This window comes from Cupriavidus sp. NPDC089707 (genome assembly GCF_044748965.1).
Taxonomy (GTDB): Bacteria; Pseudomonadota; Gammaproteobacteria; order Burkholderiales; family Burkholderiaceae; genus Cupriavidus.
Window position 1 is genome coordinate 223786 of sequence record NZ_JBIVHB010000007.1, and the last position, 15755, is coordinate 239540.

The 15755-nt window shown below is 65.5% G+C and carries 15 protein-coding genes; 7 read left to right on the plus strand and 8 right to left on the minus strand.

Annotated elements, in window-relative coordinates; translation table 11 throughout:
- Window positions 1-3: 3 nt before the first annotated feature.
- The 4 genes from cyoD to cyoA form a co-directional block, all read right to left on the minus strand.
- Window positions 4-429: a cytochrome o ubiquinol oxidase subunit IV gene (cyoD, locus tag ACIP1U_RS14265; protein ID WP_400315888.1), complete on the minus strand. Its 426-nt coding sequence runs from the start codon at window positions 427-429 to the stop codon at window positions 4-6.
- Window positions 426-1082 carry a cytochrome o ubiquinol oxidase subunit III gene (gene cyoC, locus ACIP1U_RS14270; protein WP_400315890.1) on the minus strand — a complete coding sequence of 219 codons (657 nt, stop codon included), beginning with the start codon at window positions 1080-1082 and terminating at the stop codon, window positions 426-428. Before cyoC ends, cyoD begins: the two co-directional genes overlap by 4 nt.
- Window positions 1075-3078, minus strand: coding sequence for a cytochrome o ubiquinol oxidase subunit I (gene cyoB, locus ACIP1U_RS14275; RefSeq protein WP_400315893.1), 2004 nt, complete (start codon window positions 3076-3078; stop codon window positions 1075-1077). Before cyoB ends, cyoC begins: the two co-directional genes overlap by 8 nt.
- Window positions 3079-3167: 89 nt before the next feature.
- Complete coding sequence (gene cyoA, locus ACIP1U_RS14280) at window positions 3168-4217, minus strand: ubiquinol oxidase subunit II (protein ID WP_400316097.1); 1050 nt, start codon at window positions 4215-4217, stop codon at window positions 3168-3170.
- Window positions 4218-4360: 143 nt separating this feature from the next.
- On the opposite strand from cyoA, the gene ACIP1U_RS14285 reads away from it, so the two are divergent.
- Window positions 4361-5680, plus strand: a complete 1320-nt coding sequence (locus ACIP1U_RS14285) for an MFS transporter (protein WP_400315896.1) — start codon at window positions 4361-4363, stop codon at window positions 5678-5680.
- 528 nt (window positions 5681-6208) lie between these two features.
- Here the strand turns inward: ACIP1U_RS14285 and ACIP1U_RS14290 are convergent.
- A complete protein-coding gene (locus ACIP1U_RS14290; RefSeq protein WP_400315898.1) occupies window positions 6209-7159 on the minus strand; it encodes a GlxA family transcriptional regulator in 951 nt (316 codons plus the stop codon).
- 317 nt (window positions 7160-7476) lie between these two features.
- Here ACIP1U_RS14290 and ACIP1U_RS14295 point away from each other — a divergent pair, with 317 nt between their 5' ends.
- The gene (locus ACIP1U_RS14295) at window positions 7477-7824 is read left to right on the plus strand and encodes a hydroxyquinol 1,2-dioxygenase (RefSeq protein ID WP_400315900.1); all 348 of its coding nucleotides are present in this window, start codon (window positions 7477-7479) and stop codon (window positions 7822-7824) included.
- Window positions 7825-7952: 128 nt separating this feature from the next.
- Here ACIP1U_RS14295 and ACIP1U_RS14300 read toward each other — a convergent pair whose 3' ends face one another.
- Window positions 7953-8861: a LysR family transcriptional regulator gene (locus tag ACIP1U_RS14300; RefSeq protein ID WP_400315903.1), complete on the minus strand. Its 909-nt coding sequence runs from the start codon at window positions 8859-8861 to the stop codon at window positions 7953-7955.
- Window positions 8862-9015: 154 nt separating this feature from the next.
- Here ACIP1U_RS14300 and ACIP1U_RS14305 point away from each other — a divergent pair, with 154 nt between their 5' ends.
- The 4 genes from ACIP1U_RS14305 (at window position 9016) to ACIP1U_RS14320 (ending at window position 12979) form a co-directional block, all read left to right on the plus strand.
- A complete protein-coding gene (locus tag ACIP1U_RS14305) occupies window positions 9016-10197 on the plus strand; it encodes a M20 aminoacylase family protein (RefSeq protein WP_400315906.1) in 1182 nt (393 codons plus the stop codon).
- Between the two features lie 24 nt (window positions 10198-10221).
- On the plus strand, window positions 10222-11247 hold the full coding sequence (locus ACIP1U_RS14310) for a tripartite tricarboxylate transporter substrate-binding protein (protein ID WP_400315908.1): 1026 nt from the start codon (window positions 10222-10224) through the stop codon (window positions 11245-11247).
- Between the two features lie 72 nt (window positions 11248-11319).
- The gene (locus ACIP1U_RS14315; RefSeq protein ID WP_400315911.1) at window positions 11320-12228 is read left to right on the plus strand and encodes a DMT family transporter; all 909 of its coding nucleotides are present in this window, start codon (window positions 11320-11322) and stop codon (window positions 12226-12228) included.
- A 91-nt stretch (window positions 12229-12319) separates the two neighbouring features.
- Window positions 12320-12979 carry a hypothetical protein gene (locus ACIP1U_RS14320; protein WP_400315913.1) on the plus strand — a complete coding sequence of 220 codons (660 nt, stop codon included), beginning with the start codon at window positions 12320-12322 and terminating at the stop codon, window positions 12977-12979.
- Between the two features lie 22 nt (window positions 12980-13001).
- Here ACIP1U_RS14320 and ACIP1U_RS14325 read toward each other — a convergent pair whose 3' ends face one another.
- Window positions 13002-13931, minus strand: coding sequence for a 2-hydroxyacid dehydrogenase (locus ACIP1U_RS14325; protein WP_400315915.1), 930 nt, complete (start codon window positions 13929-13931; stop codon window positions 13002-13004).
- A gap of 13 nt (window positions 13932-13944) precedes the next feature.
- Window positions 13945-14715, minus strand: coding sequence for a class II aldolase/adducin family protein (locus tag ACIP1U_RS14330; RefSeq protein ID WP_400315917.1), 771 nt, complete (start codon window positions 14713-14715; stop codon window positions 13945-13947).
- Window positions 14716-14824: 109 nt separating this feature from the next.
- Between ACIP1U_RS14330 and ACIP1U_RS14335 the strand changes: the two genes are divergently transcribed.
- Complete coding sequence (locus ACIP1U_RS14335) at window positions 14825-15529, plus strand: Crp/Fnr family transcriptional regulator (RefSeq protein ID WP_400315919.1); 705 nt, start codon at window positions 14825-14827, stop codon at window positions 15527-15529.
- The last annotated feature ends 226 nt before the right edge of the window (window positions 15530-15755 follow it).

The following is a 15755-nucleotide window of genomic DNA, read 5'->3' on the forward strand; positions in this document are numbered from 1 at the left end:
GCACTACGGCGCCTTGGGCGGCACGATCGTCGCGCCGGGCTCAATCGTGCGTTCGTGATGCATCTTCGGCATCATGTTGCTGTTCAGGTGGAACATCACCCACAGCGATCCGGTCAGCGTGATCACCACCAGCGTCAGCGTGAACATCAGCGACAGCATGTTCCATCCGCCTTCCGATTTGGCGTTCATATGCAGGAAGTAGATCATGTGGACCACGATCTGCACCGCGCCAATCAGCAGGATGACGATGGCGGTGGTGGAAGACTTCTCGAACACCCCGCCCATCACCAGCCAGAACGGGACCGCCGTCAGGAAAACCGACAGCACGAAGCCGGTCAGGTAGCCGCCCAGCGTGGCGTGCGGCCCGACGTCTTCCTCGTGTTCGTGGCCATGCCCGTGGCCATCCAGCGTCTCGTCGTGCGCGCTCATGGCAGCGACCCCATCAGGTAGACGAAGGTAAAGACGCCGATCCAGACGACGTCCAGGAAGTGCCAGAACATCGACAGGCACATCAGCCTGCGCTTGTTGGCGGTAATCAACCCGTGCCGCGCCACCTGCGTCATCAGCACGATCAGCCAGATGATGCCGAAGGTCACGTGCAGCCCGTGCGTGCCCACCAGCGCAAAGAACGAGGTCAGGAACGCGCTGCGCTGCGGCCCGGCCCCCTGGTGGATCAGGTGCGCGAACTCATACAGCTCGACCGCCAGGAAGGCCGCGCCGAAGACGCCGGTAATCGCCAGCCAGATCTGCGTGCCGGCGATGCGATTCTGCTGCATCTGCAGCATGGCGAAGCCATAGGTGATCGACGACAGCAGCAGGAAGGTGGTATTCAGCGCCACCAGCGGCAGCTCGAACAGCTCGCCCCCGCTCGGCCCGCCCGCGTATTCGCGGCCCAGCACGCCATACGCGGCGAACAGGCATGCGAAGACCAGGCAATCGCTCATCAGGTAGAGCCAGAACCCGAGCAGCGTGCCGTTTTGCGGGTGGTCCTCTTCGGTCAGGTGGAAGGTGAAGCCCCCCGGCGGCACTTCATCCGCCGCGGAGGTCCCGCTCACGTACTGGGGATAGGTCGTCTCAACCATGGCCGGCCATCAGTTGTGTGCGCGCCGATTCGGTCCCGACCACCTGCTCGGCCGGAATGTAGTAGTCGCGCTTGTAGTTGAAGGTATGGATGATCGCCCCGATGATGGTCGCCGCGAACGCCGCCACCACCAGCCACCAGATGTGCCAGATCAGGCCGAAGCCGCACAGCGTGGACAGCCCCGCCAGCACGATGCCGGCCGCGGTGTTCTTCGGCATGTGGATGGGATTGAAGCCCTGCAGCGGACGCGTGTAGCCGTTCTGCTTCATGTGCCACCAGGCGTCGGTGTCGTGCACCACGGGCGTAAAGGCAAAGTTGTACTGCGGCGGCGGTGACGAAGTGGACCATTCCAGCGTGCGGCCATTCCACGGATCGCCGGTCAGGTCGCGCAACTCCTCGCGGCGCAGGAAGCTGACTACCAGCTGGATGATGAAACAGGCGATGCCGATGGCGACCAGCGCGGCGCCGAAGGCAGCGATCTGGAACCAGATCTGCAGCGACGGATCGTCGAAACGGTTCATGCGGCGCGTCACGCCATGCAGCCCGAGCCAGTACAGCGGCATGAAGGCAAAGTAGAAGCCGGTCAGCCAGAACCAGAACGAGGCCTTGCCCCACGACGAGACCAGGCGATAGCCGAAGGCCTTGGGGAACCAGTAGTGGATGCCGGCCATCAGCCCGAACACCACCCCGCCGATGATCACGTTGTGGAAGTGGGCGATCAGGAACAGGCTGTTGTGCAGCGAGAAGTCCGCCGGCGGCACCGCCAGCAGCACGCCGGTCATGCCACCGATCACGAAGGTGACCATGAAGCCGATGGTCCACAGCATCGGCGCCTCGAAGCGGATCTTGCCGTGGTACATCGTGAACAGCCAGTTGAAGATCTTGGCGCCGGTCGGGATCGAGATGATCATCGTCGTGATCCCGAAAAACGAATTGACGCTGGCGCCCGAGCCCATGGTGAAGAAGTGGTGCAGCCAAACCAGGTAGGACAGCACCGTGATCACCACCGTCGCGTAGACCATCGACGCATAGCCGAACAGGCGCTTGCGGCAGAAGGTGGCGACGACTTCGGAGAAGATGCCGAACACCGGCAGCACCAGGATGTAGACCTCGGGGTGGCCCCAGATCCAGATCAGGTTGACGTACAGCATGGCGCTGCCGCCCTGGTCAGCGGTGAAGAAATTGGTGCCGACGTAGCGGTCGAGCGACAGCAGCGCCAGCGCGGCGGTCAACACCGGGAAGGCGGCGATGATCAGCACATTGGTGCACAGCGCGGTCCAGGTGAAGATCGGCATGCGCATCAGCGTCATGCCCGGCGCACGCATCTTGACGATGGTCACCAGCAGGTTGATCCCGGATAGCAAGGTCCCTACCCCCGCTACCTGCAATGACCATATGTAGTAGTCGACGCCGACATCCGGACTGTGGATGATCCCGGACAGCGGCGGATACGCCAGCCAGCCGGTGCGCGCGAACTCGCCGACGAACAGCGACATCATCACCAGGATGGCGCCACCCGTGGTCATCCAGAAGCTGAAGTTGTTGAGGAACGGGAAGGCGACGTCGCGCGCGCCGATCTGCAGCGGCATGACGAAGTTCATCAGCCCCGTGACCAGCGGCATGGCCACGAAGAAGATCATGATCACGCCGTGCGCGGTAAAGATCTGGTCGTAGTGGTGCGGCGGCAGGTAGCCCGCGTTGTCGCCGAAGGCAATGGCCTGCTGGATGCGCATCATGGCTGCATCGGCAAATCCGCGCAGCAGCATGATGATGCCCAGGATCACGTACATGATCCCGATCTTCTTGTGGTCGATGCTGGTGAACCACTCGTGCCAGAGATAGCCCCACAGGCGGTACTTGGTGACCGCCCCGACGAGCACCAGCCCGCCCAGCACCACCACGGCGAAGGTGCCGATCAGGATGGGCTCATGCAGCGGGATGGCTTCCCACGTCAGCCGTCCGAAGATCAAATTGGCGAGTTCCGAGCGCTCGGGCATGTTTGTCACCTGGGGCCTGAAGTAACCAACCGTGGCCGATGGTAGCTGGCCAGTACCGCTGGGAAATGGAGAAAAAGGAGGATTCGCGCCTACTGCAGCAGCAGCCGGCCCTCGTTGCGTGCAACGCCGGCCGCGAAGGCAGGCGCAACCGCCTGGGTATTGCTCGCGGTGCAGATCTCGCGTGACGGGTCGAACTTGCCGCGGCTGCGGTCCAGTGCCATGGTGTCGGCCATGCACCGGCCGCCGCTCACGCAGCGGTTCAGGATCAGGTCATAGAGGCCGGGCGCCACGCTGGCGTAGCGCTGCACCGGCACGCGCTCGCTGGGCTGCGCGAGCTGCAGGTAAGCATCCGTCGACAAGCCCTGGCCCGAGGACTTGACCTGCTGGATCCAGCGGTCGAAGTCTTCGTTCGACAGCCCGTGGAACTTGAAGCGCATGTTGGTGAAACCCTCGCCGCTGTAGTTGGCCGACATGCCCTCGTACTCGCCGGGCTTGTTGATCACGGCGTGCAGCTTGGTTTCCATGCCGGGCATGGCGTAGACCATGCCGGCCAGCGACGGCACGAAGAACGCGTTCATCACCGAAGTGGCGGTGATGTGGAAGGCAATGGGCCGGTCCACCGGCGCCGCAACCTCGTTGACCGTGGCAATGCCCTGCTCCGGATACAGGAACAGCCACTTCCAGTCCATGGCCACCACCTGCACCGGCAGCGGCTTGACGTCGGCGGAAACGGGCCGGTTGGCATCGATGCGCGTGAGCGGGCGGTAGGGATCGAGCTGGTGGGTGCTGACCCAGGTCACCGCGCCCAGCGCGATGATGATCAGCAGCGGCGCGGCCCAGATTGCCAGTTCCAGCACCGTCGAATGGTCCCAGTCGGGGTTGTAGGGCGCGTCGGTCGCGCTTTCGCGGTAGCGCCACGCGAACGCCAGCGTGAGGATGATCACCGGCACGATGATCAGCAGCATCAGGCAGGTGGCGATGATGATCAGGTCGCGCTGTCGCACGGCCATGTCGCCGGATGGCGAAAGCAGCACTGCATGACAGCCGGACAGGCATGCCAGCGCGACTACCGCGCCACATCCTTGCAGTAGTCTTCTCGGCGCACGGGAATGCAGTACTGCAGTGTCGAAGTGGCCCATAGTCACAGAAGTGGCGTCTGAGGGATATCGGCATGCACCGATGAATCCACCTTTCGATTTTCTATGGCAGTTTAGGCGCTATTCTTGTGACTGTGCGAGATTAAGTGCAGTATCGAAGCACTCCTGTCGAGAGGAGACTGACGATGGCCAGCCTGTCCCACCAGCACCGAGCGTCGCCGACTGCACCTCCGGCCCCCGGCCACCATGACGTGGCACCTGCCGAAATCGCCACAGGCGTGGTGATCGGGCGGGCATCGGAGTATTTCGATTTCTTCGTGTACGGCATCGCTTCCGTGCTTGTCTTTCCGGCGGTCTACTTTCCGTTCGCGAGCGAGCTGGCCGGGCTGCTGTACAGCTTCACGATCTTTTCCTTCGCGTTCATCGGGCGGCCGTTCGGCACGGCGCTGTTCATGCGCATCCAGCGGCGCTGGGGCCGCGGCATCAAGCTGACGGCGTCGCTGTTCCTGCTTGGCACCGCCACGGTGGGAATTGCGTTCTTGCCGTCGTACGCGTCGATCGGGACCGCATCGATCTACCTGCTGGCGCTGTTCCGCTTCCTGCAGGGCATTGCCTTCGGCGGTTCATGGGACGGCCTGCCGTCGCTGCTGGCGCTGAACGCGCCGGAAGACAAGCGTGGCTGGTATGCGATGGTGGGCCAGCTTGGCGCGCCCTCCGGCTTCATCATCGCCGGGGCGCTGTTCCTGTTCCTGCATACCAGCCTGACGGCGCAGGAATTTATCGAATGGGGCTGGCGCTATCCGTTCTACGTGGCCTTCGCCATCAACGTGGTGGCGCTGTTCGCGCGGCTGCGGCTGGTGGTCACGCACGAATACACGCGCCTGCTCGAAGAAGACGAACTGGAGCCGATCAGCACGCTGCAGATGGTCAATGCGCAGGGCTTCAACATCTTCCTGGGCGCGTTCGCGGCCCTGGCCAGCTATGCGCTGTTCCACCTGGTCACGGTGTTTCCGCTGTCGTGGGCGGTGCTGCACCAGGAGCAGAGCATTTCCGAGGTACTTGCCGTGCAGATCGCCGGCGGCTTTATCGCGTTTATCGGCACGTTGATTTCGGGCTGGCTGGCGGACCGCATCGGCCGCCGCACGACGCTGGCGACGATGGCGGTGCTGATCGGCGTCTTCAGCCTGGTCACGCCATGGCTGCTGGGCGGCGGCGCCACTGGCCAGAACATTTTCATCCTGGTCGGATTCGGCCTGCTGGGGCTGTCGTACGGGCAGGCGGCGGGCGTGGTGACCTCCAACTTCGAACCCCGCTTCCGCTACACCGGGGCGGCGCTGACCACGGACTTCGGCTGGTTGTTTGGTGCCGCTTTTGCGCCGCTGGTGGCGCTGGGGCTGTCCTCGCTGTTCGGACTGGTGGCGGTCAGTCTCTATCTGCTGTCTGGAGTGATCAGCACGCTGGCGGCACTGCGCATCAGCCGGGCGCTGGGGACGCCGGAGTTGTAAGGGCGCGCCCGGTACGCGCCCCCTTTCAGGACAAATCAAAAATCGGCGCTGCGGACGCGGCGACGAACCGCGGCAGCACCAGGCGATTGTCAGTTGCCGATCAGCGCAGGCCGAAGAAGCTGAGCACCGCGAGGATGATGACAACCGCGCCAACTAACCAGACGATATTCATGGCGGCTCCTTGGTGATGTCCATAGGGACGTGGGCGAGGTGACGGGCCGGATGGCTCACCTGCCCTTGTCCAGCAACAAACGTGCCGTAGATCCGTACGCACTTTTCCATGGGGCGGAGGCAGTATGCTGCCCCGCGTTGCGGAGAGCCGCCCGGCGGGCCATGAGCCCGTGCCATTGCGCTGGGTGGTTATTACAAAAAATTTTCAATGCGCGTAACGCTGGAAGGCGATGCCGATCGGCACCAGCGACAGCCGCCTGCCCGAGGCCTTGCCGGCTTCCCATTCGCGTTCCATGGCGTTGTCGAACCGCCGGCGGTTGCCCACACCGCTCGCTATGCCGCCCGCTATACCGCCCGCTATACCGCCTGCGATTCGACACCGCGCGCCAGGCGCCGGATCGCCTGCGGCGGCTGGCCAAAGGCCCGCAGGAACGCACGCCGCATGCGCTCGCGGTCGCCAAATCCGGTATCCCGTGCCACCACGTCGATGGCATGGCGCCCGCTCTCCATCATCAGCCTCGCTGCTTCGACGCGCAGGTGCTCGACGGCCTTCGCCGGCGTCTGGCCGGTCTCATCCCGGAATGCGCGTGCGAACTGCCGCGGGCTCAGGTGCGCCGCCTCGGCCAGCTGCTCCACGGAGAGTTCGCTTTGCAAATTCTGCCGCGCAAAGTCGAGCGAGGCACGGATGCGGTCGGAGCGCGGCTCCAGGTCGAGCAATGCCGAGAATTGCGATTGCCCGCCGGCACGGCGGTGGTACACCACCAGCTTTTTCGCCACGTCGCGCGCGACCGCACCGCCTGCGTCCTTCTCCACCAGCGCCAGCGCCAGGTCGATGCAGGCCGACATGCCGGCCGACGTCCACACCGGGCCGTCGATGATGAAGATGCGGTCCTCTTCCACGCCCACGTTGGGGAAGCGCCGCCGCAGCTGCTCCGCGTAGTACCAGTGCGTGGTGGCGCGGCGGCCATCCAGCAGCCCGGCCTCCGCCAGGTTGAAGGCACCGGTGCAGGTGGCCCCGATGCGCCGCGAGGTGCGCGCCGCACGTTGCAGGAACCTGACCAGCGCCGGCGGCGTGGGCGTGATGTCGTTGTCGCCGACCACCAGCACGGTATCGAAGCGGCGCCTGCCGAATGGCTCGGTGCTGACGGCAAAGCCGCCGGAGCACATCACCGGCCCGCCCTGCTCAGACAGCAGGTGGACCTGGTACAGCGGCGTGCCGAGCGTCCGGTTGGTGAACTCCAGCACCGTGGAAACCGCCAGGTTCATCGCCTGGAAGCCGGGGTACAAGGCGAGGGCTACGTGATGCATGATGGGCGTCCTTGCATGGCAGGAAAGGTGGCATCTATGCCATTAGTGCCGCATCATTGTGCACCGGATTCTGGTTTCAGGCAGGCGGCCAGACAGGCCCAGAGCAAAGTGATTGCCCTGTCATTTTGTACCGCTTTGTATCCGACAGGGGCAACGATACGTGTCTTGACAGTATCGCCGTCAAGTCGCTACAGGGCAGATACACCGGTCTCCTTTAATGCCTCTCATGGCCCGGCGGCGAACGTCAGCAAAACGAAGTCCCGGCCGCGCAGATACACAACCCCAGGCAGATCCACTGAGACATAAAGGAACCGATCATGGCTACCCAATTCACGCAACACATCGTCTTCGCCATCGCCCTCGCCGCTGCCGCCGGCGCACAAGCCGCGCCCGGCGCGCGGGACCCGTTCAGCGAAGGCGCACGCGCCGTCCAGGACGCACGCAACCCCTTTGCCGATGGCGCACGCGGCGTGCAGGACGAACGCTCCCCGTTTGCCGACGGCGCACGCGGCGTGCAGGACGCGCGGTCCCCGTTTGTTGACGGCGCGCGCAATGTCGATCCGTACACCGACGGCGCACGCACGATCGCCGGCCTGGACCGCACCGGCCCCTCCGCCGATCCGGCGCGCGCCATCGATCCCTACCTGGACGGTGCGCACGCTTGAGGGCGCGCATCGCTTGCCGCAGTCGCGGCCCCGCACTACTGCGCGGCCAGGCTCAGTGCCCGCTTCCAGGCATGACAAGAAAGCAGGCTCTCCGTTGCATCCGATGCAACGATGCCTGCGCTGCCCGCTCAGATCATGGGGAATGCCTTCATCACATGCCGCAGCATGCCGCTGGCCACCGGCGACAGGTGCCTGCCCGCCCGCGTGATGATATGGATGCGGCTGTTGTTCAGGATCGGATTGGCGAGCGGCAGCGACACCAGTTGCCGGAACTGCGCCCCCTTCAGCGGCACCGAGCGCGGCGTCAGGATGTAGCCCAGACCCATCGCGGCGAATTCCCACAGCACCTTGAACGAGTTGGTCACCAGCATCGGCTTCAGCGTGATGTGCTCGTCCAGCTCTGCCGCCTGCACGTGCTTGCGCACGCCGAACGACTCCGCCAGCGCCGCGCCCTGATGCGCGGCCAGGTCCGCCAGCGTCAACGCGCGCCGGCGCCGAGCGAGCGGATGGTCCTTGCGCACATGCACGCGGATCGGCGACAGCCGCGAATAGTGCGAGCGCAGGCGCACATCATCGGGCGGCTGGAAGGCGAAGCCAATATGCGCCAGGTCTTCCAGGATATGGCGGACGGTTTCGTCGGTGCCCGCCACCTGGATGCTGCAGGTGACGTCCGGGTGCTTGCCGAGGAACCCTTGCAGCACCGGCTCGAGCACCAGGTCGACAAAGCCTTCGCCGAAGACCAGCTCGACGTGGCCGCGCCGGGCGTTCTTCAGGTTGTTGACCTCGGCCAGGAAGGTGTCGTTGAGATCCTGCTGCCGCCGCGCGAACAGCGCCAGCAGGCGTCCCGCGTCAGTGGCGACCACGCCGCGCCCGCGCCGCTCCAGCAGCGTCAGTCCCGTGTCCTGCTCCAGCCTGGCCACGGCGCGGCTTACCACGGAGGGATCCAGCTCGAGTACCTCGGCCGCGCCGCGCACCGTGCCGGTTTCAATAATCTGCAGCAGGCACATCGCCCGCTTGCGGTCCAGCACGTCATCCATGTTGTTGCTCCCCCTTTCCCTGTTCATGCCGCCGGTCCTGCCGGGGCGTTTTTGGATTGTTGCTATTTATACAACGTTTCTGCCACAACATTGTCATGGATGCGACGACCAAGGGCGTAGAGAATAGGCCGCAAGACTACGCACGCCGACAACCATGACCCAGTCCCCCACCGCCAGCCTGCGGCAGGCCGTTCAGGCCATCGCGCCCGAGTTTGTCCAGATCCGCCACCAGATCCACGCCCATCCCGAACTCGCCTTCGAGGAGCGCTGCACAAGCGACCTGGTGGCCGAACAGCTGGCGGCGTGGGGCTACGCGGTGCATCGCGGCCTGGGCACGACCGGTGTGGTCGGCACCCTGCGCAAGGGCGACGGCAGCAAGGCAATCGGCATCCGCGCCGATATGGATGCACTGCCGATCCAGGAGCAGACCGGCCTGGCCTACGCCAGCACCATCGCCGGCAAGATGCACGCCTGCGGCCATGACGGGCACACGGCGATCCTGCTGTGCGCGGCGAAATGCCTGGCCGAGTCGGTGGATTTCAACGGCACGCTGAACCTGATTTTCCAGCCGGCCGAGGAAAATGAAGGCGGCGCGCTGCGCATGCTGGAGGATGGCCTGTTCGAGCGCTTCCCGTGCGACGAAGTCTACGCGCTGCATAACTCCCCGGGAATGCCGGTCGGCCAGATCGGTGTGATCGCCGGCCCGGCGATGGCATCGTTCGACCGCGCCACGGTCACGCTGCGCGGCCGCGGCGCGCACGGCGCCATGCCGCACCACGGCATCGACCCGATGCAATGCGCGGCCAGCATCGTGCTGGGCCTGCAGTCGATTGTCAGCCGCGAGATCGATGCGTTGAAATCTGCGGTCATCACGGTTGGCTCGATCCAGGCCGGCAGCACCTACAACGTCGTGCCGGAAAGCGCAACCATCAAGATCGGCGTGCGCACGCTGGATCCCAAGGTGCGCACCCTGGTGGAAACGCGCATTCGCGAATTCGTCACGACACAGGCGCAGAGCTACCAGCTCCAGTCCGAGGTAGTCTACGAACGCAAGTACCCGGTGCTGGTCAACCATGCCGCGCAGACTGAATACGCGCGCGAAGCAGCCATCCGGCTGGTGGGCGCCGACAACGTGGTCGAGCGCCCGCCGGTGATGGGCAGCGAAGACTTCGCCTACATGCTGGAGCAGCGGCCCGGCGCCTATGTCCGGCTCGGCAATGGCCTGGGCGAGGACGGCGGCTGCATGGTCCACAACCCCTTGTACGACTTCAATGACAAGGCCTTGCCCGTGGGTGCCGCGTTCTGGGCGCACCTGGCGCAGAGCTATCTGGTTTGAGCATCGCTATTTTCGGGAGTCTTCATGCATTCACTGAACCGCCGCCGCTTCCTGCAACTGGCCGGCTGTGCCGCCGGCAGCCCGGCACTGGGCGCACTCGGCGCATTCGGCACACTACCCGCGCTTGCCGCTGAAACCTTCCCCGCCCGGCCACTGGCGCTGGTGGTGCCATATCCGGCGGGCGGGGCCAGCGATACCTCGGCCCGGATCTTCGGCGAATCGATCAGCAAGAGCGTCAGGCAGCAGGTCGTGGTCGAGAACTACGGCGGCGGCACCGGCCTGATCGGCGCCAACAAGGTACTGGCCGCACCGGCCGATGGCTACACCTTCTTCCACGGTTCGATCAATGAAGTGTTCCTGGCGCCGCTGCTGAACCCGGCCGCGCGCTACAAGCCGCAGGACTTCATGCTGGCCGCGCCGATCAGCGATGCCAATATCGTGCTGATGGCCAGGAACGGCCTGGCCGCCGACAGCCTGGACAAGTTCCTCGACCTGGCGAAGCAGAGCAAGGCCAAGCCGCTGACCTATGCGACCGTGGGCATCGATTCGATCTATCACCTGATGGGCGACGCGCTGGCCGCCAGGCTCGGCGTACCGCTGCTGCACGTGCCGTACAAGGGCGGCGCGCCGGCGCTGCAGGGGCTGGCCGGCGGCGAAGTCGACTTCGCCATCCTGCCTTACCAGTCGAGCTTCGACGCCATGCAGCAGCAAGGCCGGCTGCGCATCCTGACCTGCTTCTCCAGGTCGCTGCCGCCGGCGCTGAAGCATATCCCGCTGATCTCGCAAAGCAAGCAGATTCCCGACTTCGAATACACCATCGGTGGTGGCTACTTCGTCAAGGCCGGCACGCCGGCGGAGCGTGTCACGGTCCTGCGCAAGGCGATCGGCGAAGCGCTGGCCAAGCCGGATATCCTGGGCAAGCTCGAGGCGGAAGGACGCACCGTCGCCAAACCCATCGACAGCCAGGCTCAGGCGGACCAGGCGTTCGACCAGTACATGACGCGGGTTACGCAGTTGATCCGCAGCGTGGGGCGCAAGACCAACGCTTGATTTGCGGCCCCGCCGCTGCGGACCATGGTGGTGTTGGCGGATAATGCGCGATTCGCCAACACCTCTTTCGCCATGCAAGCAAGCCGCGCCGGCTCCGGACGCATTGACTGGGCCACCCTGTTCCTGCTGACCTTCCCGCCGCTGAGCTGGGCCGGCAACGCCATCGTCGGCCGCATCGCCGCCGGCACGATTCCGCCGGTCACGCTGAACGCCGTGCGCTGGGTGCTGGCCGGCCTGCTGCTCGCACCATTCGCCTGGCGCGGTGTGCTGGAACATCGTGCGGCACTGCGCCGGCACGCCGGCGTCATCCTGGCCATGGGCGTCCTGTCCATCGGCAGCTATAACGCGCTGCAGTACCTGGCACTGACCACGTCGACGCCGATCAACGTGACGCTGATCGGTGCGTCCACGCCGCTGTTCCTGATCGTGATTGGCGCCCTGTGCTTCCGCGAGCGGGTCAAGCCGCTGCAAGTCGCCGGCGCGCTGCTGTGCCTCGTCGGCGTGTCCTTCGTGCTGGTGCGGGGCGAGCCCGCGCGGCTGGCCCAGCTCGACCTCGTGCCTGGCGACCTCTACATGCTGGCCGCCACCGTTGCCTGGAGCGCCTATACCTGGCTGCTGCGCAAGCAACGTCCCGATGTACCGCTGCCGGTCCTGCTGTTTGCCCAGATCGTCGCCGGCGTGCTGGCGAGCGCACCGGTGACGGCATGGGAACTCATGACCCAGGACCAGCCGCTGCCATGGAACGGCAAGGTTGCCGCGATCCTGCTCTACGTGGCGACGATTCCGTCGCTGCTCGCCTACTTCGCCTGGGACCGCGCCATTGCTCGCGCTGGCGCGCAACTGCCGGTGTTCTTCATCACCCTGACACCGGTGTTCGCGGCGCTGCTGTCCTCGCTGCTGCTGGGCGACTGGCCGCGGTGGTACCACGGCGTGGGGCTGGCCGCGATCGGGGCGGGGATCTGGCTGGCGCAGCGGCGATAGGGACTGCGTGCCGATTGCGCCAGGACCCATGGCCTGACGTCTATCGACCGCTGGCCTACAGGTGCGCACGGGAAAAGCCGTAGAATTCGCGGTGACCTATCGATCCCACACCGTGAATCCGTTCAGCACCCTGAAGATGAAGAAGGCTCTCCCTCACTGCGCCGCGCTGCTGGCCACCTTTGCAGCAGTTGCCGCGCAAGCCGCGCCGCAGGCAACGGCCAATGCCACCGCCACCACGGCCACCATCACCGCCGCCGCGGCCAACACGGCGGCACCGCTCGGCCTGGAGCTAGGCAAGTCGAAATGCGCGCGGCTCGCCCCAGCCGAAAACCACGCCCGCACCGGCAAGTCTGAATGGGCCGGCGGCGATACGGTGGAACTCAAGCGCCTGGAGCGCTTCCACCTGTCCGGCCTGACACGCGTGACGCTGAACTGCGACACGCAGGATACGGTGGCGTTGATCACCATGACCTTCGACCGTTCGGCACTGGAAGACGTGCGCGGCAAGCTCGACGCGCGCTACGCCTCGCTGCGCAAGACCGAAGCCTCGGCAGAGAACGGCTATGCGGAATGGGCCGCAGCCAATGGCAGCCTGGAACTGCTGTACGGCCGTGACGGCAGGCACTTCACCGTGGCCTACTGGGCCCGCAACGCCAAGGCAAAGTACTTCTCCTACAGCGGCGCCGGCAGCAAGCCGGCTGCGGCGGCCGCTCCTGCCGCGCCGGCAGCGCCGCAGCCCGCGCCGCTGTAACGCAACCCGGGCGCGCGCTCGCTCAGTAGCCGGCCTGCCGGTCCACCCGGTTCAGCAACGGACGCCCGTCGCGCGCGCGGCGCAGGTTTTCGATGCACTGCTGCGCTACCAGCTCATACGAAGGATCGGCGGCGATATGCGGCGTCGCTTCGATGCGCGGGTGGGTCCAGATCGGGTCGTCCGCTGCCGGCGGCTCCTTGGCGAACACGTCCAGCGCCGCGCCGGAAAGATGGCCTTCGTCGATCAGCGCGAGCAGGTCGGCTTCGACCATATGCTCGCCGCGCCCCACGTTGATGAAGTAAGCGCCCTGCGGCAGCCGCGCCAGCGTTTTGCGGTCGAGCATGCCGTTGGTGTGCGGCGTCAGCGGCAGCGTGCAGACCAGGATATCGGTCTGCGCCAGCATGGCAGCCAGCCCGTCGTCCCCGGTAAAGTCCGCCACGCCGGGAAGGTGCTTGGGGCTGCGGCTCCAGCCCGCCACCGGAAAGCCGATGGCCGCGAACATGCGCGCCACCTCACTGCCGATCTCCCCCAGCCCCAGGACGCCCACGCGGCAGCGCGACAGCGCGCGCCCACGATGACGCTTCCATTCGCCGCGGCGCTGCTGCTCGGCATACACACCCAGTTCACGAGTATGGCGCAGCGCCATCGCTAGCACGAAGTGGGCGATGCCGGTCTGCTGGCCGGGATCGACAATGCGCGTGACCGGCATGTCCTGCGGCAGGTCCGGCGCGGCCAGCAGCTTGTCGACGCCGGCGGTGGCGGCGCAGACCAGCCGCAGCTTCGGGTAGGCCGGCAGCACGCCCGGCTTCAGGCCCCAGGCAACGATGGCCTCGACCGCTTCCGGCACGGCGGCTTCGCGGCCGTTCCAGACGGTGATATCCGGCGCCGCCTCGCGCAGCAGGCCGGTGATGGGGACCGCCATGAACGACGGCAGGTGAACAAGGATGGCCATGGTCAGTTTCGGCTCAGTTGCGATAGTCGGGGTTGATGCGATCGAGCCGGCGCAGCAGGCCCGGCCAGGCCAGGTTGGAGCCCTTGCCCTTGGTGGCCTGGCGCGCCTGCTGGCCCATGTTGGCGCTGGCGGATTCCGGCACCCTGGTCAGTGGCGTGCCACCGCTCTGCGCCAGGATCTGGATGCGGCAAGCGGACTCCAGCGTGTACATGGTCAGGAAGGCATCGGACACGGTGCGCCCGCACGTCAGCAGGCCATGGTTGCGCAGGATCATCTGCTTGCAGCGGCCCAGGTCGGCCACCAGCCGTGCCTTCTCGTCCTCGCGCAGCGCCACGCCTTCATAGTCGTGATAGGCCAGGCCGGTCAGCGCGAACATCGACTGCTGCGAGATCGGCAGCAAACCCGCCTGCTGCGCCGAGACGGCAACGCCGTGCGAGGTGTGGGTGTGCATCACGCAGCCGACCTCGGGACGTGCCTCGTGGACCGCGCTGTGGATGATGAAGCCGGCCGGATTGACGTCGTAAGGCGTCTCCAGCACGGGCTGGCCCTCATGGTCGACCTTGACCAGGCTCGAGGCCGTGATCTCGTCGAACATCATGCCGTACGGATTGATCAGGAACTGGTCCGGCGCATCCGGCACCCGTGCCGAGATATGCGTGAAGATCAGGTCGTCCCAGCCGAAGTGGGCCACCAGCCGGTAGGCCGCGGCGAGGTCGACGCGCATCTGCCATTCCGCGTCGGAAACGCGGTCCCTTACTGAATCGACGAGCTGGATCTGCGCCATCTGCGTGGTCTCCCGGGGGTGAGTTCTGTGAAGTAGCCCGGGCATTGTCGCGGCGCATCGTGCCAAAGTCTGTTAAGTATTAGACAATCTCGGCTCTACCGGAACGGCAATGAGAAAGCAGGTGGCCAGCAAAGTGAAGCGCATCGAACCCGTGCGGGCGCTGCCGCGCAGCGTGCTGGCCAGCGGCTGGCTGCGCAATGCGCCGCCGGGCGTGCTCGATGCCGTGGCCGGCGCGGCACGCCGGCTGCGCTTTGCCGATGGCGAAATGATCTTTGCGCGCGGCGATCCGCCGACTTACTTCTGCATGGTGGTGGCGGGGCGCGTGCGCATGAGCCGGGTCAGCAGCGGCGGGCGCGAGTCGGTGTATTCGGTGATCGGGCGCGGCCGGTGGTTCGGCGAGATTTCGCTGCTCGACGGCAAGCCGCGCACGCATGATGCCTTCGCCGTGGGCAATACCGAGTTGCTGGTGCTGGACCGGCGCGCATTCGACCAGATCCTGGCGCAACACCCGGAGGGGATGCATCTGATCGTGCAGCAGATCTGCGCACGCTTGCGCGTCGCCTTTGACCATGCCGAGAGCGCATCGCAGGCACCCGTTGACGCGCGCATGGCGGCGCGGCTGCTGGAACTGGCCGACCGCACCGACCATGTCGTGCATATCAGCGCCGAAGACCTGGGCGACATGGTCAACCGCTCGCGCCAGACCGTGGCCAAATACCTGCAGGCATGGGAAGACGCCGGATGGATCCGGCGCCAGTACCGGCAGATCGAACTAGTGGAGCCGGGGGCGCTCAAGCGGCTGGCGCGGGGCTGAGTATTGCAAACGGATTGGCGCTTGCTGCCGCCCGACATGCATGCCTTCGTGCAAACCCTCGCGCCGGCATTCGCCTTTCTCCCCGGCAAACGAAAATCCTCCCTGCGATTTCAGATTCTTCTATTTCTGATTGCGAACAAAACGAGTCTTTCTTTGGATTCGTCTGATTTACCCAAAAAATCGTCGTTCATACCATTCGACATGCATTGATGCGTCTTAAATGCGG